22 protein-coding genes are annotated in these 23,173 nt (G+C 31.2%); 5 read left to right on the forward strand and 17 right to left on the reverse strand.

What is annotated here, in order from left to right:
• Positions 1-153 precede the first annotated feature (153 nt).
• The 3 genes from ABXT52_RS04035 to ABXT52_RS04045 are packed head-to-tail and all read left to right on the forward strand — an operon-like array spanning position 154 to position 3,053.
• Positions 154-1,608, forward strand: a complete 1,455-nt coding sequence (locus tag ABXT52_RS04035) for a phosphomannomutase/phosphoglucomutase (RefSeq protein WP_415271306.1) — start codon at positions 154-156, stop codon at positions 1,606-1,608.
• Positions 1,592-1,867, forward strand: coding sequence for a hypothetical protein (locus ABXT52_RS04040; protein ID WP_415271307.1), 276 nt, complete (start codon positions 1,592-1,594; stop codon positions 1,865-1,867). Before ABXT52_RS04035 ends, ABXT52_RS04040 begins: the two co-directional genes overlap by 17 nt.
• Before the next feature lie 43 nt (positions 1,868-1,910).
• Entirely contained in the window at positions 1,911-3,053 is a 1,143-nt protein-coding gene (locus ABXT52_RS04045; RefSeq protein ID WP_415271308.1) for a glycine cleavage T C-terminal barrel domain-containing protein, read from the forward strand.
• 365 nt (positions 3,054-3,418) lie between these two features.
• Here the strand turns inward: ABXT52_RS04045 and ABXT52_RS04050 are convergent, their stop codons facing one another.
• From ABXT52_RS04050 to ABXT52_RS04110, 13 genes are all read right to left on the reverse strand, one after another.
• Positions 3,419-4,144: a hypothetical protein gene (locus tag ABXT52_RS04050; protein ID WP_415271309.1), complete on the reverse strand. Its 726-nt coding sequence runs from the start codon at positions 4,142-4,144 to the stop codon at positions 3,419-3,421.
• Positions 4,145-4,594: a hypothetical protein gene (locus tag ABXT52_RS04055; protein WP_415271310.1), complete on the reverse strand. Its 450-nt coding sequence runs from the start codon at positions 4,592-4,594 to the stop codon at positions 4,145-4,147.
• Between the two features lie 39 nt (positions 4,595-4,633).
• On the reverse strand, positions 4,634-4,861 hold the full coding sequence (locus tag ABXT52_RS04060) for a hypothetical protein (RefSeq protein ID WP_415271311.1): 228 nt from the start codon (positions 4,859-4,861) through the stop codon (positions 4,634-4,636).
• A 138-nt stretch (positions 4,862-4,999) separates the two neighbouring features.
• Positions 5,000-6,355 carry an NAD(P)/FAD-dependent oxidoreductase gene (locus tag ABXT52_RS04065; RefSeq protein ID WP_415271312.1) on the reverse strand — a complete coding sequence of 452 codons (1,356 nt, stop codon included), beginning with the start codon at positions 6,353-6,355 and terminating at the stop codon, positions 5,000-5,002.
• Positions 6,355-7,254, reverse strand: coding sequence for a dihydrodipicolinate synthase family protein (locus tag ABXT52_RS04070; protein WP_415271313.1), 900 nt, complete (start codon positions 7,252-7,254; stop codon positions 6,355-6,357). The genes ABXT52_RS04065 and ABXT52_RS04070 overlap by 1 nt, the downstream gene beginning before the upstream one ends.
• A 183-nt stretch (positions 7,255-7,437) precedes the next feature.
• Positions 7,438-7,983 (reverse strand): invasion associated locus B family protein, encoded by a 546-nt coding sequence (locus tag ABXT52_RS04075; RefSeq protein WP_415271314.1) that lies wholly within the window; start codon positions 7,981-7,983, stop codon positions 7,438-7,440.
• Positions 7,983-9,704: a ShlB/FhaC/HecB family hemolysin secretion/activation protein gene (locus ABXT52_RS04080; RefSeq protein ID WP_415271315.1), complete on the reverse strand. Its 1,722-nt coding sequence runs from the start codon at positions 9,702-9,704 to the stop codon at positions 7,983-7,985. Before ABXT52_RS04080 ends, ABXT52_RS04075 begins: the two co-directional genes overlap by 1 nt.
• A 7-nt stretch (positions 9,705-9,711) precedes the next feature.
• A complete protein-coding gene (locus tag ABXT52_RS04085) occupies positions 9,712-14,841 on the reverse strand; it encodes a beta strand repeat-containing protein (protein ID WP_415271316.1) in 5,130 nt (1,709 codons plus the stop codon).
• A complete protein-coding gene (locus ABXT52_RS04090; RefSeq protein ID WP_415271317.1) occupies positions 14,838-14,972 on the reverse strand; it encodes a hypothetical protein in 135 nt (44 codons plus the stop codon). The genes ABXT52_RS04085 and ABXT52_RS04090 overlap by 4 nt, the downstream gene beginning before the upstream one ends.
• A gap of 282 nt (positions 14,973-15,254) precedes the next feature.
• Positions 15,255-16,601, reverse strand: a complete 1,347-nt coding sequence (locus tag ABXT52_RS04095) for an NAD(P)/FAD-dependent oxidoreductase (protein WP_415271318.1) — start codon at positions 16,599-16,601, stop codon at positions 15,255-15,257.
• 182 nt (positions 16,602-16,783) lie between these two features.
• Positions 16,784-17,311 (reverse strand): hypothetical protein, encoded by a 528-nt coding sequence (locus tag ABXT52_RS04100; protein ID WP_415271319.1) that lies wholly within the window; start codon positions 17,309-17,311, stop codon positions 16,784-16,786.
• Between the two features lie 108 nt (positions 17,312-17,419).
• Positions 17,420-18,373, reverse strand: a complete 954-nt coding sequence (locus ABXT52_RS04105) for a DMT family transporter (RefSeq protein ID WP_415271320.1) — start codon at positions 18,371-18,373, stop codon at positions 17,420-17,422.
• Positions 18,374-18,472: 99 nt separating this feature from the next.
• On the reverse strand, positions 18,473-18,637 hold the full coding sequence (locus tag ABXT52_RS04110) for a hypothetical protein (RefSeq protein WP_415271321.1): 165 nt from the start codon (positions 18,635-18,637) through the stop codon (positions 18,473-18,475).
• A 77-nt stretch (positions 18,638-18,714) separates the two neighbouring features.
• Here ABXT52_RS04110 and ABXT52_RS04115 point away from each other — a divergent pair, with 77 nt between their 5' ends.
• Positions 18,715-19,602 (forward strand): DMT family transporter, encoded by an 888-nt coding sequence (locus tag ABXT52_RS04115; protein ID WP_415271322.1) that lies wholly within the window; start codon positions 18,715-18,717, stop codon positions 19,600-19,602.
• 98 nt (positions 19,603-19,700) lie between these two features.
• Positions 19,701-20,069: a hypothetical protein gene (locus tag ABXT52_RS04120; RefSeq protein WP_415271323.1), complete on the forward strand. Its 369-nt coding sequence runs from the start codon at positions 19,701-19,703 to the stop codon at positions 20,067-20,069.
• Positions 20,070-20,171: 102 nt separating this feature from the next.
• Here ABXT52_RS04120 and ABXT52_RS04125 read toward each other — a convergent pair whose 3' ends face one another.
• The 4 genes from ABXT52_RS04125 to ABXT52_RS04140 form a co-directional block, all read right to left on the reverse strand.
• Positions 20,172-20,660 (reverse strand): hypothetical protein, encoded by a 489-nt coding sequence (locus ABXT52_RS04125; RefSeq protein WP_415271324.1) that lies wholly within the window; start codon positions 20,658-20,660, stop codon positions 20,172-20,174.
• Complete coding sequence (locus ABXT52_RS04130) at positions 20,657-20,962, reverse strand: hypothetical protein (protein WP_415271325.1); 306 nt, start codon at positions 20,960-20,962, stop codon at positions 20,657-20,659. The genes ABXT52_RS04125 and ABXT52_RS04130 overlap by 4 nt, the downstream gene beginning before the upstream one ends.
• Positions 20,952-22,562, reverse strand: a complete 1,611-nt coding sequence (locus ABXT52_RS04135; RefSeq protein ID WP_415272521.1) for a SulP family inorganic anion transporter — start codon at positions 22,560-22,562, stop codon at positions 20,952-20,954. Before ABXT52_RS04135 ends, ABXT52_RS04130 begins: the two co-directional genes overlap by 11 nt.
• A gap of 192 nt (positions 22,563-22,754) precedes the next feature.
• The gene (locus ABXT52_RS04140) at positions 22,755-23,153 is read right to left on the reverse strand and encodes an HIT domain-containing protein (protein ID WP_415271326.1); all 399 of its coding nucleotides are present in this window, start codon (positions 23,151-23,153) and stop codon (positions 22,755-22,757) included.
• Positions 23,154-23,173 lie beyond the last annotated feature (20 nt).

The following is a 23,173-nucleotide window of genomic DNA, read 5'->3' on the forward strand; positions in this document are numbered from 1 at the left end:
TTATGTTTTTTTTAATTTATTTTTACAAAACAACTACATGTTGTATGCTGAAAGCATTGATACACCATATAAATCATTAATCAACAGAACATTTATAGAACATATAAAAAAATTATCAATAAAAAAATAAAATGAATGTAAGAAAGGTTAACAATGACAACAAATTTAAAAATAGATCCATATGGCTTCAGAGAGTACGACGCAAGGTGGCTATATGAGAAGGATATAAATCAACTCGGAATAGAGAATCTAGGCAAAGGTTTAGGCACTCAAATTATAAAACATACAAAAAAAACCAACCCAAGAGTAATTGTTGGTCATGATTATAGATCTTACAGTGAAGAAATTAAAACTGCACTTAAAAAAGGACTACTTTCAACTGGATGTAATATTGAAGACATAGGTTTATCTCTATCCCCTACTGTTTATTTTGCACAATTTAATTTAGATGCTGATGCTGTTGCAATGGTAACCGCTAGTCACAATGAAAATGGTTGGACCGGAGTTAAAATGGGTATCAAAAAAGGTTTAACCCATGCACCAGAAGAGATGAAAGAATTAAAAGAGATTACTTTAAATGAAAATTTTATTAAAGGTGAAGGTAGTGAAAAACAAATAGAAGGTTTTCAACAAATTTATAAAAATGATTTAATAAATAAAAATAAAATCAAAAATAAAATTAAAGCAGTTGTTGCATGTGGTAATGGAACTGCCGGAATATTTGCACCTGAAATTTTAAGAGGAATTGGTTGTGAAGTAATAGAACTCGATTGTGATCTTGATTGGACTTTTCCAAAATATAATCCAAACCCTGAAGATTTAGAGATGTTACACGCAATAGCAAAAGCTGTAAAAGATAATAACGCTGATATTGGTTTTGGTTTTGATGGTGATGGCGATAGAGTTGGTGTAATTGATAATACTGGAGATGAAATATTTTCAGATAAAATTGGTTTATTGATTGCAAGAAATTTATCTAAAACTCATAAAGGCTCAAAATTTATCGTTGATGTAAAATCAACTGGATTGTACGCAACTGATGAAGTCTTAGCAGACAATGACTGTGAAACTATTTATTGGAAGACAGGTCACTCACACATTAAAAGAAAAGTTAATACTGAAAAAGCATTAGCTGGATTTGAGAAAAGTGGGCACTTTTTCTTTAACCAACCATTGGGTTTTGGTTATGATGATGGAATTAATTCAGCAATTCATGTGTGTCACTTATTAGATAATCAAAATAAATCTATGAATGAAATTATAAAAGAATTACCTAATACCTTTCAAACTCCAACAATGGCACCTTTTTGTAAAGATGAAGAGAAATATCAAGTGGTTGAAGATTTGGTTAAGCAAGTAAATGTAATTAAAGATAATAAAACTAAGATTGACGGCCAAGAGATTAGTGAAGTCTTAACTGTTAATGGTATCAGATTTTCTTTTAAAGATGGTTCGTGGGGATTAATTAGAGCTTCATCAAATAAGCCATCATTAGTAATTGTAACTGAAAGCCCGACATCAGATGAGAGAAAGAAAAAGATCTTTGATTTCATTGATGATCTTTTACAAAAAACCGGCAAAGTCGGTGAATATGATCAAAAAATATAAATATTTACTAATCTTTATCTTTCTTTTTACCTCTAAAAGTCATGCTTTAAGCCCTGATTATGAGAAGGAATTGTATATTGGTTGTTACACTAACTCTAAAGCATATATTGGTGCAGATGGGGCCAAAATATACTGTCAGTGCACAGTTGATAAATTAAGTGCAAAATTTAATAACGAAGAGATGGATGAAGTCTTTAGTAAAGAGCCAGATGAGATTCAACAACTAACAGCATTTGCGACAATTGAGTGCGAAAAGTAAAAAAAAGCTTTTCAAATAATCAAATAATTAATAGGTTTTCAAAATGGAAGATAAGAAAAACTTTGGTTTTGGAACTCAAATTAGAAAGTCTCCTTACTTTAACTCAACTGTTAAATGGGGTGCAACTGGTTTTTCAGTTTATAATCACATGTACATTCCTCGTGACTTTGGATCTCCTGAACAAAACTTTTGGAATTTAGTTAATGAAGCAATTTTATGTGATGTTGCAGTGGAGCGACAAGTAGAAATCACAGGACCCGATGCTACAAAATTTATTCAACTATTAACACCAAGGGACTTATCAAAGCTTGCAGTTGGACAATGTAAATATGTTTTAATATTAAATAATGATGGTGGAATTTTAAACGATCCAGTTTTGTTAAGACTAAAAGAAAACCATTATTGGTTATCACTCGCTGATAGTGATATTTTATTATGGGCACAAGGTGTTGCAGTAAATTCAAACCTTGATGTTAAAATTATCGAACCTGATGTCTCCCCTCTTCAATTACAAGGACCAAACTCAGGAAAAATTATGGAGGCTTTATTTGGTGAAAGTATTAATGATCTTAAATATTATTGGTTACGTGAATTAGATTTAGATGGTATCCCTTTAATAGTCTCTCGAACAGGTTGGTCAAGTGAATTAGGTTATGAATTATATTTAAGAGATGGCTCTAAGGGGGACCAACTTTGGGAAAAGATAATGGCAGCTGGCAAACCTCATGGATTAAAACCAGGTCATACATCATCAATAAGACGTATTGAAGGTGGAATGTTATCTTATCATGCTGATGCTGATATAAATACTAACCCTTATGAACTAAATCTAGGAAGACTTGTTAACCTTGATACCGATATAAACTTTATTGGAAAAGAAGCTTTACAAAAAATAAAGACTGATGGTGTTAAAAGAAAACAAGTTGGTGTGATTTTAGACTGTGAACCTTTAACTGGACCTAACACTACTTTTTGGGAAATCAAAAAAGACAATGAAGTTATTGGTAAAATTACTTCTGCAGTTTATTCACCAAGATTAAAACAAAACATTGCTCTTGCAATGGTTACAATTAACAATTCAGAAATTGGAACAGTGCTTGATGTTAATATGAATGACAAAATCATTAAAGCAACTGTTGCTGAAAAACCTTTTTATGATCCTAAAAAGAAGCTAGCTAGTAGCTAACAATAAGAGTATTTATAAATCATGTTAACTCCAAAAGACTATATATCCCTATACTTATTAGTTATTATCTTAACGGTAGTCTCAGTTAACTTCATGTACCGTCTCTATTTCTAATAATACGTCCTATCCTTTTTTTTAAGAAAGGATCTGGTGAGCCAAGTTTATGACACGGGGTAACAGAACGCCCTTACAACTCTCTTACTTTGCTTTATTTGGATAAACTCAATAAAATCAACACTAATTATTTTTGCTAAATTAAAATTTAACTATATTTAAACGTATAGTGCAGTCATAGTGCAGTCAGACTGTGGACAGATCAAGTAGTCGTTTAACCTAGAACCACGATCCCTAAAAGTTTTTTCATATTAATAACATCTAGCCTTGCCATACTTTACTTTATCAAAATCCCAAATAGTTATTGTAAAACCTTTTACGTTATATTCTGATTTTGCAATTTTACATGCCATTGTCGCATAAACATCAGCTGGATTTGGTGGGCTTTTAATAAATATCCAAAAGGAATCTTTTTGTGGAAAACTAGCTTCAGTATATCCTGGATCGTTCCAACGTTGCACTAAAGCTTTTCGCCCAGATTCATTAATAGTTGTTTTTGAACTAGTATCCTTTTTTAAATATGAATCCAGATCTTTATTTTCAGCTGGATCATCTCCTGAAAAAAACCACATTAAAAAACCAAACGCTAATATGGTAACAATTATTATCAGGGTTATATTTCTAAAAAATTCTTTTTTTATATCCTTATTTTTTTGATCTTTTTTAAATTGGTTTTCTAACTTTTTTAATTCTTCCTCTTTTGTTTTCTTATTAGGATCATCCTGAGAAAGTTGGTTTAACTCATTTTTTAAACTTTCAATATTATTTACTTCTAGACTTAGATGCTCTTTATTTTTGATAGCTTTTTTGTATCTTCTAATTGGTATTACTATTGATAAAACAATACTTAGAGCTAAAGAGATCCATAAATAATGTTCTTGTTGCGAATCAATAAACATCAAAGATACTACACCGAAAAATACTAGTAGTATTACTCCCAAAAACACATGCCCAATAATAGGAAATATTTTTTTCATTTAAAAAGGTGCTTCTGATTTAGTTGCAAATCTTTTAATAATTACTGTAACAACAGCTTGCATCAGTGTCGCTCCCATACTGTTCTTGTCATCTTCTGCTAATGTTAAAACAAACCAATCTTTATTTTTAAGTTTAAAACCTAAATTGATTTTAATATCCTTTTTTGTTTTATTACCAGAAATCATAGCTCCAACAATAGCTCCAGCACCACCAGTAAGTAAACCTCCTACTACCGCACCACCTGCTTTTCCTAAAGAACTGGTTTCTTGAATAGGTTTAGAATCTTCATCCAATACTTTAAATTCAATTACGTCATCACATGGAATTTCATATTCTGTGCCCATACCAAAAATTTTGGTCCCAATGATAAGTGAATCTTTTTTATCGTCAAATGCACAATCTCTAAGAATGTAATCTTCTTGATTTGATTGAGTAATTTTTAAAGACATAATTTATTATTCTTGTTTATTATCAAGCCCTAAAAATATTTATTGTTTACCTTCGTAATTTAACTCTTCACCTTCAGCATATGCTTTACAGACTGTCTCTTTTATTCTTATAGAAAGTTCTCTATTAGATTCATGTAATCCTCTTGCTTTATGTGCTTTAGTCATTTCGCCATAACATTTCCACCATCTGCTATCATCATATGAATGTGCTTGAGATGTAATGCTCATAAATAAAATACTTAGTAAAAATATAATAATTTTTTTCATGATCAGTTGATATCTATAAAGAGTAATATTATAAATATGATGTGTGCCCAAAACGAGCATTCTAATCAGGTGTCTAGGTGATGGAATTAGTTAATAGTAAACAGGATTAAAGAAGCCTGAGGAGTGGCTATTAATGTTTTATAATTCTTTTCCAGCTTTAAGTTCACGCCACTTAATAATAGCATTAGCCCCTAAGTAAGAAATAGGTTTAGGAGGTAATTTTTTTGGTGCATCGTAGGATTTCATATCATTAACGATAGCTGAATCTGTGTTCGTTGCTAAATCTACTGCACCAATTCCTGCTAAAGTGCCTTTTGCAGTACCAATACCATTTTGACAACAAGCTGAAAAAATATTTTTATCTACTTCACCAAAAGCTGGCACTGAGTTTAATGACAAACATAACCTTCCAGCCCATCTATATTCCATTTCAACATCTGACAACATTGGAAATCTATCATTAAAGCTTTTATCTTGATCATTGCCAAATTTACTTACTCTTTGCTCTGAAACTTCCATCGATGGATCAAAGGTCCAACGATTACGTATTACAATTCTATCCCCATTAATCCCAGTAATTTTTCTAACCGTTGATCCCATTGGATTTGAAGGAGTAACACCCCATTTTTTTTCACCTCCAAGTTTTGTTAGTTGATCTTTAGTTAGTTTTTTAGTCATAGATGCGTAGGTAAACACATGCATTAATCTTTTTTCAAAAAAACCAAACGATTCAGCATGACCGTTTACAGCCATAATAATTTTTTTTGTAATAACTGAACCTGTTGGGGTTTTTATTTCCCAACTATCGTTATTTTTTTTAATCTCTATTGCTGGGCTATGCTCATAGATTGAAAATTTATTTCCATTAGATTGTGAAATACCATTAGCCAATTTACTTATATAAAGAGCCGGTTGAAGCATAAGACAGCCTGGTAAAAAAAGCCCACTTTTATAAAAAGTTGAACCAGTAATTTTCTCCATCTCAAAAGATGATAAGTTTTTATGTTGTTCACCAAGTTGATCTAAATGCAGAGCATATTCTTTGTTATGCTTTTCACCATTAATATTTACAGCACCATTAATACGTCCACTAGGTTCTACCGCTTCAGTAGGCATTGAATATTCTTCAGCAGCATCTTTAGCAAATTGTAGTGCCTGTCTATTTAATTTAATATGTTTTTGATCAACTGCTATTTTATCTTGGTAAGAACCTGAGCCAAGTTCATGAGGTAGATCAATCATAAAACCTGAATTTCTACCTGCAGGTCCAGCTGCAATTTCTGAGGCTTCTATTAATGCGATCTTATCTGTGTTTGTAATTTGACATAATCTCCTTGCAGCAGATAATCCTGCAAAGCCACCACCAACTATAAGCCAATCAGTTATGATTTTATTTTCTAATTTTGGATATCTGGGTTGATCTGGAATAATACTTCGCCAAGCTGGAGGTCCTGGATCCCGAGGCAATCTTTTTGCAACTCGAGTATTAGACATTATCCAATTTCCTTAATGGTATTATTCATAGTGTTAATGATATTTTCAAATTCTTTTTTTTCAATTTCATTTAATTGCTGTAATGGCAGACGAGGTATGCCTGCGTTAATTCCTTTTATTGTAACTCCATATTTTATTGATTGAACAAATTTACCCCCCTGCTCTAAATTTTTCATCAATGGCAACATAGCATCCCAAATCTTTTTGCCTTTAGCAAAGTCATTTTCAACAGCACATGCTTTCCATAAAGCAATGTGAGCAGTAGCTGAAAAGTTACTACCAGCACAAACCCAGCTTTTAACACCCGCTTGAAAGTATTCATAAGCTTGGTCATCCATTCCACAACATAATGCTATGTTTGGGTATTTCTTAATTAGATAATCAATTCTATCCATTTCACCTGAGCTTTCTTTTATTCCAAAAAAATTTTTTGATTGACTAACAAGGTTTAAAAATTCTTCATCCATATTTACTGAGGTACGACCTGGATAATTATAAAGCAAAACAGGAAGATTGACTGATTGCTCGATTGCAAGTGCATTAATTGCATTCTCTTTACTGGTTGGTACAGCGTAAGGTGGTGATGATATCATTATAGCATCTGCACCATTAGATTTTACTGATTGTGCAATTAAAATCGAGTCTTCTGTTCTAATTACCCCACCCGTACCAGCAATAAAGGTTACCCTCTTATCTATAATTTCTGAACTCAGTTTTAATAAATAAAGTCTTTCCTCTAAGGTTTGGGCGTAGTTTTCTCCAGTAGATCCAGCCACAACAATTCCATGAACACCTTCTTCAATAATTTTATTGATAACTTCAGCGTAAGCTTTTTCATTGATTGAATAGTCGTCATTAAATGGTGTAATTAAAGCTGTATAGATACCGTTCAGTTTCATTTAAATTCAACCTCCTTAAATAGTTAATTACTAACCACTATAATTAATAGGTGTATATTCAAACCCTACCAAACTTTAAATCAGGTGTCTAGGTGATGGAATTAGCTAATACTAAACAAGATTAAAGAAGCCTGAGGTGTAGCTACTTTCTTTAAAAATTTTTTCCTCAATTGTTAAAGTATATTAATTAATAAGTTTAACCAGATCTAGTTGTTTCGAAGCTTTAGAAAAACCAGCAAGGTTTGTGTCGATATTAATTACTTGTTTATTAGAAAAACTTTTAACCGACATTAATAGTTTTTGACTTTTTATTAAACTTTCATAAACCTTATCATATTGAGCCTGCTCATCTTTTATTTCGGTATCTGTTGTTAATAAAACTAAACATCCAAAACTCTCACAATTTGCCCATTTTAATTCTATCATTTCGTTATCATCAAATTTTAATTGTAAATTACTTTGCAAATCTATTCCTAGGGGTGAAATTATTGTAATTATTTTATTCGGTTGGTTTTTTGAATTAGTAAATTTTGAATAAATAATTGAAAAATTAATATTAGAATTTTGTATTCTAACTGATTGTGAAACTTCACAATTTTTTTTATCAGTGCTTTCTATGCATTGATATGTCCAATTTTCATATTGCTGAGTGATTACTTTTGGCGGTAATTCTTCAGCTATTACAAAAGTTGATACAAATACAAAAATTAAAAGATATATAGTTTTCATTAATAATTTTTCGTTAAATTAAAATATGCACGATTTCCTTTTGTAAGTCCATCTACATCTTTAGTTTCTGTATCTGAGCCAGGGTTATTACCAATTGTAAAAGCATAAGTCGCATTAAAATTAATATCTTTAAATATTGTAGCATCTAAAGCAAAACCCCAGCCTCTTAAGATATAATTATTTTTTAGCTTTGTATTTGTTGAATTCCAATTTTCATAAAGATGTTTATGAAGTTTTATTTTTCCATAATCATAAAAAAGTGTACCTTCAAATTTATCAAAATTTCTCTTAAGCTCTAAGTTTGTAACAAAGCCTAAATCACCAGATGCCTCACTGGATGGATACGCTCTAACACCATTAACTCCACCAAGTGAAAATTGATCAGACCCATCAAGATTATCTGCTGAATATTGACCATTAAATTTAATTAATAAATTTGTTTTTTGATTTAAATTTTGCAATCTATTTAAAATCAAATTACTCTTTAAATTTCTTCCATTGGTATCAGTGGTGGTTTGATCAGTTTCAAAATTTGTTTGATTATCTGTTAAATCAACCTCTCCTAGTGAAAAAGATATGGAACCAAAATTTACACCCCCACCAAATGCATTATCTGTTTTATCAAACCCCACATTTAGCAAAGCTTTTGTGGTGTCTTTATCACTATTATTTCCAGTATTGAGATTATTGACATAGTCATTTCTTGAAAGTGATAAAGAGGAATTTAGATTAAATGTTAAAGTTTCAATTAATTTCTTGCTTAAAGTAACATTATATTCAGTTGAATAACCAGATGGTTTGGTTGAATCAAATGGATCAGACAATTTATATTCCATTTTTGATGTTCTAAATGTTGACTGTAGACCATTATAACCCAATGGAAAAATTGCACTTAAGGCATAGTAATTAGATTTTTCATACTGATCTTCATTCAAAACATCTCCCGTCATTGTGCTAGAAAAAATAAATCGTTCTCCAAGATTAAAAAGGCCATCTATATTAATTGAGTTTGATAATCTTCCAGTTCCTGATGATCTGGATCCATGATTATTTGTAATTGTAGATCCTGAAAACATTGGTGTATTAAATATTTGAATTTTAATATCTGTTTCACCAAAGTTTTCTCCTTCTTGAAGTTCGGCCACAGCATTTATTCCATATAAACTATTAATTTGTCTAATATTTTTATCTAACTGACCTATGTTTAAAACAGATTCTTTTTCTAATTTGTTATTAATAAATCTTTTAATTCTTTTTTTTGATAGATTTATTTCAGATGACCCTGTGTCAATTACAATTTTACCTAATTTACCCTCTACAATCTTAATAATTATTATTCCTTCATTAATGTTTTGTTCTGGCAAATAGGCTGTAGCTAGAAAACCTCTTGTTCTATAATAGTTTGATATAATGTTGGTTACATTAAGTAAATCATCATAGTTAAGTTCTTGAGAAATAAAATTTTCTATACTTTTTTTTAATTCCTCACTTGAATATTTAATATTTCCATCAAATAAAATATCTGTAACTAAAATTTTTAAAAGCTGATTTTGGTTAACTTGCTCAATATCAGTTTTGGGCTCAATTAAAGTTTGTTCCTCTTGTTGTTGAGGTAATTGTGGAAGTTCTTTATTAAGATCATCTACTGTTGGAATAGTTTCAGCATGTAAAGAGGTACTAAATAAAATTAAAAACAAAACTTTTAAAGAAAAATTAAACATAATCTGTTTAACAACTTAAATTTTCATCTACTTCACATGCTCCTAAATCAGGATTTTCTTTGCTTGTATTTGGATTTAAAAAACTAGCTTTTACTTTTCCACCAGGTCCTTTTAAAAATAATTCTTTAATGTCTCTTGGTGCTTTATTAAAGTTATCGTTTGAAAAATCATTATTACTAGATGTGTTTGATTTTATCGTAGCTAAATTATTTCTTGTACCTTGGAAATTGTTAAAAAATCCTTGAGTGTTATTTCTTGGCTTAGGATTTATATCTTTTCCAAAATCAGAACTATCTCCATAAACAATTTCAACCGATTTTTTAAAACCTATTGATCTATTTCCTGAAAATGAAATATTTTTAAAAGTATCTAAAAAAGAATTTCTTAATATTTTTGTAATTTGATTTGCTCCTTTCTCAGCTTTTTTTGCATTATCACTTGAACTTGATGATGACCCCATAGTTTGTCCCAATCCTTTTTTAGTTCCAACTGGAACAGAGTTATTAATGGTTCCATAATTTCTGTTAATCACTTGATAACCAGTAAGACCATTATAGCCAGCAAGTGCAGTACTTCTTCCAACTGTTGAATTAAAATTTACCACAGGTATAGAATTTGCACCTCGATCAATTTCAATGGCTTTAGCAATCAAAGTGTGTTTTCCTTTAACGGTATCATTTACTGTGCCATTGAATTCAACTTTAGGATCCATTGATAAAAATGTTCTAGTGGTGCCATTCGTTGCTGTACTTCCAATTAATACATCACCATTATAAATTTGTTCTTCATAAGTCATTACATCCCCTTTGATAGTAATTTCATTAGCATCTACCTCTAATTTATAAAAACTATCTGCTGTATTATTAATGTTTACAACTTCATCATTAAAAGCGTAACCAACTCTATCTCCAAATAAAACATTTCCTGTACCAACATCGATGTTAAGAGATCTAGCTTTAGCATTTCCTTCACCTTTTAAAGTTCCTTTAAAACTAATATCAGAGTTTGTAGTTGAAATTTCAGCAGGTGTTGCTCTTGACCCCGCTTTTACTACAACGTTGTTATTATAAATTTGTGCACCGGTCGTTGTAATTCCTGAGTCTAATTGAACATTTCCAGAAACTGTTAATGAAGGTAAAGTTATACTTGAAGCTGTTGAAATTCTACCTCCAGAAGAGGTAATTGTTGCAGAACCAAATGAGTTTGCATGACCTGCTTTAAACCCACCGTCTGCAATATTTAATGCACCTGCAAAAGTATTATTGCCACTAAATGTTGAAGTACCTGTTCCACCTAATAATAAAGTACCTGCGCCAGATAGAACACCTGAGTAAGTATTATTTTGAGCAGTATCAATTTCTAAAGTAGCACCAGCAGCTATTGCAACAGTTCCTGCGGCTGTGTTACTTCGTCCCCAGTCTCCATTAAGAACTAATTTTCCAGCATCAATCTGTAAACCAATTGAGCTACTATTTAATTCTTGACCAGATGTTGCAGCAAAAGTTGTTGTGCCTGATCCTTTTTTAATTAAGTTACCTGCAGCAGCGTATCTTGAAATACCACCGGCTACAGAAGTGTTTGCGTTATTTGAACCAAATTCTATATTTCGACCACCCACAAGTCTCCAATCAGTCATATCTCCAGCTAGACCTCCAAGAATAATATTTCCACTTCCACTTGTTCTGCTAAAACCTCTACCAACGTTTGTCCTTGTTGGTGATAAATAAACTGTACTGTTTTGGAAAGCTTTTGGTGTTATTTCAATATTGTTATTACTTCCTGAAGTAAAATTAAATTTTGTATCTCCGGTATAGGTATTCTCTCCATAAAATCTTATTGTTTTTGAACCTGATCTTGTAAAAGTTATTCCACCGATGCCATTTACAACTCCTTGAATGTGTGCGGCGCCGCTTCCACCTGAGCCCGTTTCAATAAATTGCTGACCTGAGGTTGGTAGATTAATACCTCGATTAGCTGACCAGTATGTATGGCCCGCAGTGTTAGAGCTATTTTTACTTCCAAAGATTGCTTTACCACCGTTTTTTAAAATAATGTTATCTGGGTCTACTGATCCTGGTAATGCTCCCCAGTTTCTGTCAGTGAATGCTGCAATAATTCCACCATCAATTACCGTTCCACCTGTATAGGTATTGGTAGCTTTTGGTTCATAGGTTCCTGTTCCAGTAACTAAAACATTTCCAGATCCTGAAATTACACCAGTTGAAATTAAATTTGCACTTGTATCAAATTTAAAAACTCCACTATTTGCAATTGCTCCAGCATATGAACCAGCGCCTAAATTTCCTGAGCCACTTAATGTAAGTGTCCCTGCCGAAATAGTAGTGCTGCCTGTGTAGGTATTATTTCCTCTTAAAAGTAAATTACCATTTCCAGTTTTAGTTAAATTTTTACTGCTTCCACTAATTACTCCATCAATATAAAAATTATACATTGCTTCAATAGTTGAATGAGCACCTAGAGTAATGCTTCCATCCCAATATTGGCCAAATCCATTAGAGCCTAAAAGTGTACCTCCATTTAATGTTAATGCATTAGTCATGACCCCGTCGCTGCTTCTGTCTACCCACAACTTTGCTCCGCTTGCAACTGTAATGGCTCCGGTTCCAAAAGAAGCATTGTTCTGACTTCCTGCTCCCCCGAATAAAGTGCCTGCATTAACTGTAGTTCCACCTGTGTAAGTATTATTTGCTGAAGTGGTTAATCTTGAAGTTCCAGCTTTAACTAAAGCAGTATCTCCACTAATCACTCCTGAAATAGTTGAGCCACCAGAGTTTGTTACTGTCAAATCTCCACCAACTTCTATAGCTTGAGCGCTAAACTGATTTGCAGTTATAGATAAATTGTTTATTGCGGCACCTGCATCTACTGCTTCAATTGATATCGCATTCAAAATTGGATTAACGTCATTGCCATGTAATCTCCCTCCACTATTTTCAGCAGTTCTTCCTGATAATCTAAACATTACATTTGTTGACGCTGCCTCAAATTGATAGGTCAAATATCTTCCTCGATTAACACTGGTGCTTCCAGCATCTAAAGGTCTAAAATCATCTACAATTTTTGTTCCATCTACATAGACATCAAAATATCTATTATAATTTTGTTCTTTAAATAAAGCTTGAATCTTATATTTTTGGCCAGCTGTAGCATTTGTAAATTGGACATAAGGAGAATGTCCCGTTCCACCAGACCATCTAATACCCTTCATTATGTTATTCAAACCTGTGTTGCCATAATTTCTTGAATTCCAATTTTGGATTTCATGTTGGAATGACTCATTTGCATTTGAGGTATTATTGGATGCGCGACCATCTTGAAATGTCACATCACCTATAGTGGTTGCTGTTCCAGCTATGTTAATCGCGTTCAAGAAAGTACCACTAAAATCTAAATCACTTATTGATGTAAAATTACCTTGAGCAAATCCTGCAGAATAATCACCTACTTGTTTAACTACATTAGATGAAAAAGTGACATTTCCCGTGCCAGCATTAATTGTAAAATTATTACTATTTTCTCCAGTAACAGCTCGAATAACACCACTAATATCTACATTACCTCCGTTTGTGGTAAATGTCGTATTGGTTGCTCCAATTTCTAAAATTGTATTTATATCAATAGATAAAGTTCCATTAGAAGATGTAATATTTGCATTCAAAACCGTGGTTGTAGCATCAAATGTTAAAGTAGAATTTCTAGATCCTGAGTAAGAAATATTATTATTTAAAGTGATTGTGTTATCTGCTGTTAACGTTACATCCGTACTTGCTAAGTTAGAGGCATAAGTAGAGGCTTCTGATGATCCGATTGTTAAATCAGTTGGATCAACTAACCAATTTCCATAACTTCCGCTAACAGAACTGGTATTAACTCTAATTCCATTAATATCAAGATCTGCTCCAGAAGTTTCAATTTGACCACCACTGCCATCGATACCTTTAGCTTCTAATGTTCCGCTTACTGTTGTGAGTGAATTTGAATTTTTTATATCAGACCATGCTACAATTGTTCCACCTGATCCACTTGTTAAGGCGTTTGCTGTGATTTTAGAATTTGAATCAATATTTAGATATGTTGCTTGAAGTAAATCACCTGAACCTTGCCAATCTCCACCAATTAAAACTTTTCCTCCCCCTGTTTTACCATCAGCTGATATTGTTGCAGTATTGATATCAATTTCTTTTGCAGTTACTTCTACTGAGCCACTATTTGAAGTGTCAGAGTTAGAATTTAATGTACCTGAAATTGTTGAAGCACCATTTGAACCTGCATCAATTTTAATATCTTTGGCTGTAATTGCTCCAGTATTAGTAACTAATTTAACAATTCCATTCTCTGATATTAAACCATCTGCTTTGGCATTTTCAATTTTAATTACTTGATCAACGACAGATTGAGCAATATCTGTTTTTAAAGTCACAATTCCATTTTGAGATTTAATAATTCCTTCGTTGTTAATTGAAGATTTTATTTTTGAAGGATTGACTGATACCGTTAAAAGATTGCTATCACTTATACTTAATTTTAGATTATCTCCAGCAGCAAGGCTTGTTGCAACATTTGTATTAATAGTTCCTTTATTAGTAATTATTGGAGAAAGCAAAGCAACATACTCACCCTCTATGTTACCTTCGTTTATTAAAGTTGAATTATTGTTAGTTGAAAAGTTATAAGTGCTATTTAAATAATTTTGATTAGTTAAATTTAAAGTTGATAAAATTGCACCCTCAGATCTAATTGCAGACGTAGGTCCAGTTAAAATTCCAGTTGGGTTTACTAAAATTAGACGACCATTAGAAAAAATAGATCCATTGATGATTGATTGACCACTTAATACATTATTTAAAATACTTGATCTTGAGGTTGGTTGATTAAAATGTACTGATGCACTTGAGCCTACATTAAAAGTATCCCAATTAACTATTCCTTGATTAGATGTTTGATTAACATTCATCTTTCCAACTTCTGGTGTTGAAATAGTTATGTTTCCACTAACTACATTTCCACCAGTTGGAAGTGTTGTTGCTGCAATATCAGCAAATGAATAAGTGTATGGATTTCCAATACTGAGGAGATAGATAAATAACCAAGTTAAAAAACTTTTTAGTCGTTTCATATTTTCTTAACTTGTATTTTGGGTGGGGCATGGTTTAAATTTGAAAACCAACCTTTTTGATTTCCTAAGCCCATAGATGTGCACTTGGTTGTAGCACTTAACCAATATGACATAATTGCTGTTTGTTTCATTTTTTTTTGAATTTTATTAAAGTAACTAGTTATATTTTAAAATAATTTACCAAATGATGCAATTTAAGAAAAATTCAAGGAAATAAGTTTAATAAAAACTTATCGTTTAGTTTGTGATGGTTAACGAATCAACTTGAGGTAGTAACAAAAGCTGCCTTTAACAATAATTATTTAAAATAAATTTATAAATATAAAATGCTATTTTTTTTTATCAGCTTCAATCATAGCGAGTTTCATAACTCAATATTGCGAAACCTCTAATCAGATGTCTAGGTAATGGAATTAGTTAATATTAAATCTGTCTTTAATTGCATAAAACCAAACCGCTAATCTAAAATAAAATGTTCTTAACTGAGGAAAAATAAATTTTTTAGGTAAGCCTTTATAAATTTTTGAAATATCCAACTCTTTACTGTTTGATAATACTAACTTAGACAATTGTTTACCTGTCCAGGGAGCAGCACTCACTCCAACCCCATTATAGCCAAATCCATAATAAATCTCTTCATTATCAATTTTACCAATGGAAGGAGTTAATTTTTGAGATAAAGCAATTAATCCCCGCCAATTGTAATCAATATTAATGTCTTTCCATTTAGGGAAAATATCTTTTAAAAACTTTTCCATTTTCTTGGACATATTTAAATTAGATTGATCACTGCCACTTAAATCCCCTCTGGTACCAAATAAAATTCGATTGTCAGGTAACTTTCTATAATAATATAAAAGATTTTTAGTATTAGCTATTGGTGAAAATGTTTTAAAATTATGTTGATCAATTTCTTGCTCGGTTAAGGCTCTGGTGACAATAATATTTGAAATTACTGGTAAAATTCTTGAATTCATCTCTGGGATTAAACCTTCTTGGTAGAACCCATTTGTTGCAACAACTATTTTTTTTGAACGAATAGATCCTTCTTTAGTCCTTAAAATATAAGTGCCCTTATCTTTGTCAATTTTATCAACTTTAGTGTGCTCGAAGATTTTTAATTGTTTAGATAAAGCATATTTTGCAATGCCATTAACAAACTTAAGAGGATTAATTGCAAATCCAGGTTTATAAGAAAAAGCTCCAAATTGCTCTGTGCCCCCATGACCAATTTTATCAAAGTCTTCTTTTGAATAAATCTCAGTTTCAATGCCAAATTCTTCTCTGTAAGCTGTAGCTTGCTCTTTAATATCTTTAAACTTACTTGGGTGATGGGCGACTACATAATTGCTATCCCCCGTTACATCACAATCAATATTATATTCTTGTATAATATCTCTTGTATAATTTGAGCCTTCAACAGAGTTTTTGAAGAACTTTTTAGTTTCATCATTGCCGTAAATAGATTGCATTTTTTTAAAAGACATCTTACTTGGCGGCAGACAACAAAAACCTGCATTACGAGATGAAGCCCCCCAGCCTATTTTTCCAGCTTCAACTAAAATGACCTCTAAATTATGATTTTCTATTAAATTAATTGCACAGGATAGACCAGTATATCCTCCTCCTATTACAACAATTTCTGAACTAATATCTTTATTAAGTTTATCTAGATTTAAATTTTCGCTTGAATGATCTTCCCAGTAACTACTAACGGGTGTGTTAAATTGATAAATATCTGAATGGTAAATATTTTTCATTATTATTTAAATATATAAATAATAGTTAGAATTAGAAGGATAATGACAATCCAAATAGCAAGATTAGTTAAGAATTGTTTTAATTTAGAATTAGATTGTAGAAAAGCTGGGAGTACTAATAAGAGTATCCCTAGCATATAAACAAAGGGTAATATCTGATCCATCATTATATCTAGTTTGTATTAAGCAACGATTGTTCGAGACCGTCGTTCATTTTGCTTTATTTTATCAAAGGTTTTCTCAATTATTTTAGCTTTCGGTCTTAGCTCTTCTTTGCTGTCTTTTTCTAAAAGATTTGCCCCAGCTGTTTTATTAAATCCATCTATTTTTTTAAAATATTCTTTGTTTTTAGATTGTGATTTACTGTACCAAAGGTCTTTTAATTGTTTGGTGTAATCTTCAAGTTTACTTTTATCCCAAGTAATATTTTCTTGTTTTCTCATCAAATTATAAAATTGGATGAAGTCTTTTGATTTAACCCACTGTCTAATTATATGAGTAAGTGTTTTATCTTTATTTTCTGGATCAAGTTGCTTTTGTGTAACGATCGCAATAATATTTAACGAGTAAGACGCTCTATTAACATCATAATTAGATGCATTCCCTTGGTCACACCCCTTTAATAAGCTTAATACTTTCTCAAGATCACTGTCTGAATGTGTTAAGTATTCAATTACCTTATCCCACTTATCTTTTGCAACTTTAGCCATTCATAGACAATACACAGATTAAGGGGCTTACTCAATTTTTTTAAGAATTTTAACCTAAAGCTAAACATTAAATCAAGTGTCTAGGTGATAGAATAATAATTAATTAGTTTATCTTCTAGTTGGAATTTTAGATGCAACGTACTGTTTTCGAACACCTTCTCTAAAGTAAATATAAACCCCAGCTGAAATAATACAAATGACCCCTAACAAAGTTCTAAGTGATGGGATTTCATTAAACAAAAAATAACCTGGGATCATTGACATAATAATCAATGAATACTCGAATAATGAGACAACGGATGGGGATGCAATGATATAAGCTGAAAAGATGCATAAGAACCCAATAGATGCTGCTACTCCAAAAAATAATATGAATTTCCAAGTATAATCAAAGTTTGTAAACCACTCTCTAAATATAAACTGTGTCGTTGGATCAAAATCGGTGTTGTTGAATTGACCATTGCCCATAAAGGCATAAATTATGCCACATAAAACAAGAGCAATTAAATAAAAATAGTATAACTGGGTGTTTACATCATCCTTATCAGATGTGTATTTAGTAATAGTCATTGATGCTGCATAAAATAAAGCACTTAATACTGGTAATAAATTTCTATAATCAAAACTTTCAAAATTAGGATTTAAAACAACTAATACACCAAAAAAACCAAAGGCAATAGCTGACCATCTTCTAATCCCAATAAATTCTTTTAAAAAAAATTTAGCAAAGATAGATACGAAAAAGGGACAAGAAAAGAATAAAGCATTAGCAGTTGCTAATTGCATATAAGTAATAGAGATAAAAAAGGTTGAAAAAGCAATAAAATGTAACAACACTCTTACAAAAGTTAATACAGGATAATGTGTTTTAAGCGATACTTTCTGTTTTTTAAAACTTAAATAAATAAAAAGCACTGTTGCTGCAATCAAATACCTTCCAAAGAAGATCTCATAAAGAGCAGATTTTTCAAATATAAATTTAATTAACAAGTTTTGGATTGCAAACAAACTCATTGCAATCAATATTAAAATTATACCTTTTGAATTATTGTCCCTACTCATTATCTAAGCTTAAACCTAGAGCAGAGAAACTTAAAGATTAAATAGTTAAATTTTCCAAGTCCATAGAAATTAGGTGCAGATTTCTTAGATTTTACCTTCTTAGTTTTTTTCTTCTTCATGACTGATTTGGTTTTGTGTTTCATTTGAGTGCTTAAGATTATAACAATCAGTACAAAGTAAGATCACTTCAGGACCTGAACTCACTTGTGTTAGAATAGCAGTGTCATCTCCACACTCACTACATCCTGATAATCTTTTTTTCATAATTACTAAGTATATATAGTAAATAAAATTATTTAATCTTATATTTTTTAAGATTGATTGATTATAAGTATTTATTGATGAACAATTTTATTTTATTTATTGTCACTCTTTTTTGCTGGTCCCCTACTTGGTATGTCATTAAATTTCAATTAGGCTACGTTGATCCGTTAGTGTCAGTATTTTATAGGTTTTTAATAGCTGGAATAGTTATTTTTATTTATCTAATTTATAAGAAGAAAAATCTTAAGTTTTCTTTAAATCAACATCTTTGGTTTTTACTCTTTGGTGTTTGTCTTTATTCTCTAAATTACGTTTTCTTTTATCTATCAAATACTTATTTAATAAGTGCATTTCCAGCGATTGTTTTTTCAACAGTAGTTATAATGAATATTTTAGGAGAAGGGTTTTATTTTAAAAAGAAACCATCCTTAAAAACTTTAATTGGTGCAACTATTGGAATGATTGGAATTATAATCATCTTTAATGATGAGATCTTTAATTTTTCCTTAGCTAATGGAACTCATATTGGATTATTTTTAGCCTTACTTGGTACATTGAGTGCATCAACAGGTAACATGATTCACCAAAGAAACTTAAATAATAACTTTTCATTAATACCAACGCTTGCGTATTCAATGCTTTATGGATCACTGGTCACACTATTAATTACTCAAATAAAAGGTACAGAATTATTATTTGAATATAGCTTCAGTTACATTGCATCTCTTGCTTATCTATCAATAGTTGGTTCAATATTTGCTTTTATTTTTTATCTAAGGTTATTAGAAAAAGTTGGAGCTGGAAGAGCTGGATATGTAGGGGTTGTAATGCCTGTACTTGCTTTATTAATCTCAACCGTATTTGAAAACTTGGAATGGCAACAAGATTTAATAATAGGTTTACCAATTTTAATAATTGGAGCCATACTTGTTATTAATCAAAAAATTAAACCTATAAGAGAATAAAAGTTATAACTATTTTTATATACAGTTAATATATTAAGGAATAGCTTGATAAAAAAGATTAAGAAAAAATATAAATAATATAAATAATATAAAAAAATATGAAAAATATAATTATAATTTTACTTTCAGTTTTTGCATTAACATCATGTGGAACTATCGTTAATGATCCAAATGTTCCTGTATCATTATCTTTTAGTGATGGATCTGATGGTAAATGTAAATTAAATAACAAAAGAGCATCTTACAGTGTAAACATACCATCTACAACTATGGTCAGAAGATCTGATGATGCATTAAGATTTGATTGTGAATCTAAAAATGGAAAAAAAGGCTACGGTAGTATTCCTAGTGGAATGGAAGGTGGTAAAGTTGCTGCCAGCGTTTTCTTTTTTGACTTAGGAATTACAGATGCGATAACAGATAAGTCTAGAATTTATCCACCAAGTTTTGTTATTCCTGTAAATTAAAATTAAAAGACTCAAATGCCAAAGTTGTAAAAATCTTTGGCATTTGGTAACATCTAATTAGTCTTTATTAGTGATTAAAATTGTACATTTATCTTATCTTGATTAATTAGGTTTAGCCCAATAACCATAAACACAACGAGTTCCCCGTCTAGAACAATCATAAGTGTCATGCAAGACACCATCTTTAACAACTGTGATGTGTTTTGAGCAAGAAACTATTAAAGTACCACTTGGAAGTTCATTCTTTTTTAAATGAACCTTGCAGCCTTGACCTATAAACATCGTTGGAGTCCACTGCCATCCTAGTTTTTCAAGATACTTTTTAACCACCACTCTATGGGTACCTGATCTTGGACTATCATTTTTTTGTTTTAAACTTTTAGCAAGTCTTGTTCTTGATGTGGTTCTAAATTCTTCATTAGCTTTATAAAGATCATCATAAATTTTTTGGTAAGGAAGATTTGTTACAATTGCAATAGATCTAACTACACAATCTCCAGCTTTTCCCTTGTAACCGGCAGCTGCTCTACCCCCATCGTTAATTTGTAATTCTAAATTGCTACTGGAAAATAATCTTTTAAAAAAATTCAAGATTTACTTTTGTGATCAAGGATCTCCACCATGCATTGAGTTGCATATTCACGCCATTCCTCAGCTGATTTATCCTTAAGGTTATTAAGGTGGTTCATATTACTATCTATATTTTCTTGATGTTTAGCTTTATCCGCTTCATCTAAGTTTTTTTCCATGCTAGTCAGATTAGTCTTCATTGCATTGATCCAACTATTACCAAGCTCAACGCATTTAACGTCATCTTTCTCATCACAAATTTGTTTAAAGAAATTGAAAATTACATCATCTGCTTTTATCTCTTTATTCATACTATTTTCCAAAAATACCTAATTTAACATCATAATCAACTGCAACCCCATAATCTGGATCATCATCACTATCGACTACAAGCTGTCCTGCTCTACTTAATAACTTATGACAATCACGAGTTAGATGTCTCAGTTTAACTTTTTTTCCAAAACTATTATATTTATCTGCAATATCTTCAATTGCCTTTAAAGCAGATTGATCAATTACTTTTGATCTAACAAAATCAATAATAATTATATCAGGATCTTTAGAGGGATTAAAAAGTTCAAGAAAACTATTTGTTGAACTAAAAAAAAGAGGCCCTTCTATTTCATAAACTTTTGCACCTTTTTCTGTTTTAGAGGGTCTTTCTGTTGCTCTAATTTTTGATGCCGATTTCCATGCAAAAACTAATGCAGAAACAATTACCCCTACTAATACTGCTACTGCTAAGTCTTCTAAAACTGTAACAACAGTTACAAGTACAGTTACCAGTGCATCACTTTTTGGTACAAAAAATAAAATCTTTAAAGAGTTCCATGCAAATGTTCCAATCACTACCATGAACATCACGCCTACTAGGGCAGCAATAGGTATCATTTCGATATACGATGATGTGTATAATATAAAGATTAACAAAAATAAGGCAGCAGATATCCCTGCAATACGTGTTCTACCACCAGATCTAACATTGATCATTGATTGACCAATCATCGCACAACCACCCATTCCCCCAAAAAAACCTGTAACAGTATTGGCTAAGCCTTGTGCTAAACATTCCTGGCTAGCACCACCTCTTTTATTGGTTATTTCTCCCACCAAATTTAAAGTTAACAAACTTTCTATCAATCCTATTGAGGCTAAAATGAATGCATAGGGAAAAATAATCTTCAATGTTTCAATATTAAAAGGAACACTTGGAATAGAAAAATCTGGCAGCCCACCTTTAACACTGGCTAGGTCACCAACATTAGGAATATCGATTTTTAAGGTTAAAGCTAAAACAGTTGTAAATAAAATAGCCACTAATGTAGATGGCAATAATTTTGTAATTTTTGGCAAAAACCAAATAATAAACATCGTAAATACGACAAATATAATGGAATAAAGCAATGTATTACCTGTAACCCACACTGACTCGCCAAGTGCATTTATTGTTTTAAACTGACTAAGTTGAGAAATACCAATTACTATTGCCAGTCCATTTACAAAGCCAAGCATTACAGGCTCTGGGACCATCCTGATAAATTTACCAAGTTTAAATATGCCCGCAATTAACTGTAATATTCCCATCAAAACTACTGTTGCAAATAAATATTGAGCTCCATGGTCCATAACAAGTGCAACCATTACAACGGCTAAAGCACCTGTGGCCCCTGAAATCATTCCAGGTCGACCCCCTATTAATGCAGTAATTAAACCAACTATAAAAGCTGCATAAAGACCAGATAAAGGAGCAACACCAGCTACAAAAGCAAATGCAATGGCTTCTGGAACTAAAGCTAAGGCCACTGTTAATCCAGACAAAATTTCAACTCTAAAAAGGGAAAAAGATAATCCTTCCTTTGGAATATAGTTTTGCGAATTAAATCTAAAAGACTTTACAATGCCTAAAATTGCTTCTGATGCAATTTGTGAATTAGGTTTTATTTTTTTCAAATATTTTACTAGTTTTATTAATATTAAAACACTATTTACAATCTAATAAAGCAAGTAGTTGATAAAGTCTACTTTCAATTATTAAGTGTATAACTATTTGAAGAGAATCGCATACAAGTAATGTAAGGGTGGCGTAGGGAGACTGAAACCACCCCGACCCCTTCCCTAAAAACCTTTTTTTAACAAATAAATAATTTTTTTTAATGACTGTTTTGAGTAAGGTTTACCTTTAGTCACCCAAACAGATAAAGGCCACGTACTATCTTTAGTAGATCTTGCAATAATATGAATATGTAATTGAGGAACAACGTTACCAATTTTTTCGACATTAAGTTTTTTAGTTTTAAATATTTTTTTCATTAACTTGCTGCAATGAACAATTTCTTTCATAAGTAACATTTGATCTTTTGAATTAAGGTCTGAAATATCAGTAATATTTTTTCTCTTTGGAATTAAAATTATCCAAGGAAATTTAGCGTTATCAATTAAACGAATACTGCATAGTTTTAGATTAGTTATTAAATGAGAGTCTTTTAGAAAACTTTTATTTACTTTATTTGCCATATTAAATTTTAATATAAATC

The sequence above is a fragment of the Candidatus Pelagibacter sp. Uisw_121 genome (assembly GCF_047722545.1).
GTDB lineage: Bacteria > Pseudomonadota > Alphaproteobacteria > Pelagibacterales > Pelagibacteraceae > Pelagibacter.

Bases quoted from the DNA above. Each gene is read 5' to 3' on its own strand.
- ABXT52_RS04045 (WP_415271308.1), top strand. From the start codon at position 1,911: ATGGAAGATAAGAAAAACTTTGGTTTTGGAACTCAAATTAGAAAGTCT.
- ABXT52_RS04120 (WP_415271323.1), top strand. From the start codon at position 19,701: ATGAAAAATATAATTATAATTTTACTTTCAGTTTTTGCATTAACATCA.
- ABXT52_RS04110 (WP_415271321.1), bottom strand. From the start codon at position 18,637: ATGAAAAAAAGATTATCAGGATGTAGTGAGTGTGGAGATGACACTGCT.
- ABXT52_RS04050 (WP_415271309.1), bottom strand. From the start codon at position 4,144: ATGAAAAAAATATTTCCTATTATTGGGCATGTGTTTTTGGGAGTAATA.
- ABXT52_RS04085 (WP_415271316.1), bottom strand. From the start codon at position 14,841: ATGAAACGACTAAAAAGTTTTTTAACTTGGTTATTTATCTATCTCCTC.
- ABXT52_RS04100 (WP_415271319.1), bottom strand. From the start codon at position 17,311: ATGGCTAAAGTTGCAAAAGATAAGTGGGATAAGGTAATTGAATACTTA.
- ABXT52_RS04080 (WP_415271315.1), bottom strand. From the start codon at position 9,704: ATGTTTAATTTTTCTTTAAAAGTTTTGTTTTTAATTTTATTTAGTACC.
- ABXT52_RS04035 (WP_415271306.1), top strand. From the start codon at position 154: ATGACAACAAATTTAAAAATAGATCCATATGGCTTCAGAGAGTACGAC.
- ABXT52_RS04095 (WP_415271318.1), bottom strand. From the start codon at position 16,601: ATGAAAAATATTTACCATTCAGATATTTATCAATTTAACACACCCGTT.
- ABXT52_RS04040 (WP_415271307.1), top strand. From the start codon at position 1,592: ATGATCAAAAAATATAAATATTTACTAATCTTTATCTTTCTTTTTACC.
- ABXT52_RS04105 (WP_415271320.1), bottom strand. From the start codon at position 18,373: ATGAGTAGGGACAATAATTCAAAAGGTATAATTTTAATATTGATTGCA.
- ABXT52_RS04055 (WP_415271310.1), bottom strand. From the start codon at position 4,594: ATGTCTTTAAAAATTACTCAATCAAATCAAGAAGATTACATTCTTAGA.
- ABXT52_RS04060 (WP_415271311.1), bottom strand. From the start codon at position 4,861: ATGAAAAAAATTATTATATTTTTACTAAGTATTTTATTTATGAGCATT.
- ABXT52_RS04090 (WP_415271317.1), bottom strand. From the start codon at position 14,972: ATGAAACAAACAGCAATTATGTCATATTGGTTAAGTGCTACAACCAAG.
- ABXT52_RS04075 (WP_415271314.1), bottom strand. From the start codon at position 7,983: ATGAAAACTATATATCTTTTAATTTTTGTATTTGTATCAACTTTTGTA.
- ABXT52_RS04070 (WP_415271313.1), bottom strand. From the start codon at position 7,254: ATGAAACTGAACGGTATCTATACAGCTTTAATTACACCATTTAATGAC.
- ABXT52_RS04115 (WP_415271322.1), top strand. From the start codon at position 18,715: ATGAACAATTTTATTTTATTTATTGTCACTCTTTTTTGCTGGTCCCCT.
- ABXT52_RS04065 (WP_415271312.1), bottom strand. From the start codon at position 6,355: ATGTCTAATACTCGAGTTGCAAAAAGATTGCCTCGGGATCCAGGACCT.
- ABXT52_RS04140 (WP_415271326.1), bottom strand. From the start codon at position 23,153: ATGGCAAATAAAGTAAATAAAAGTTTTCTAAAAGACTCTCATTTAATA.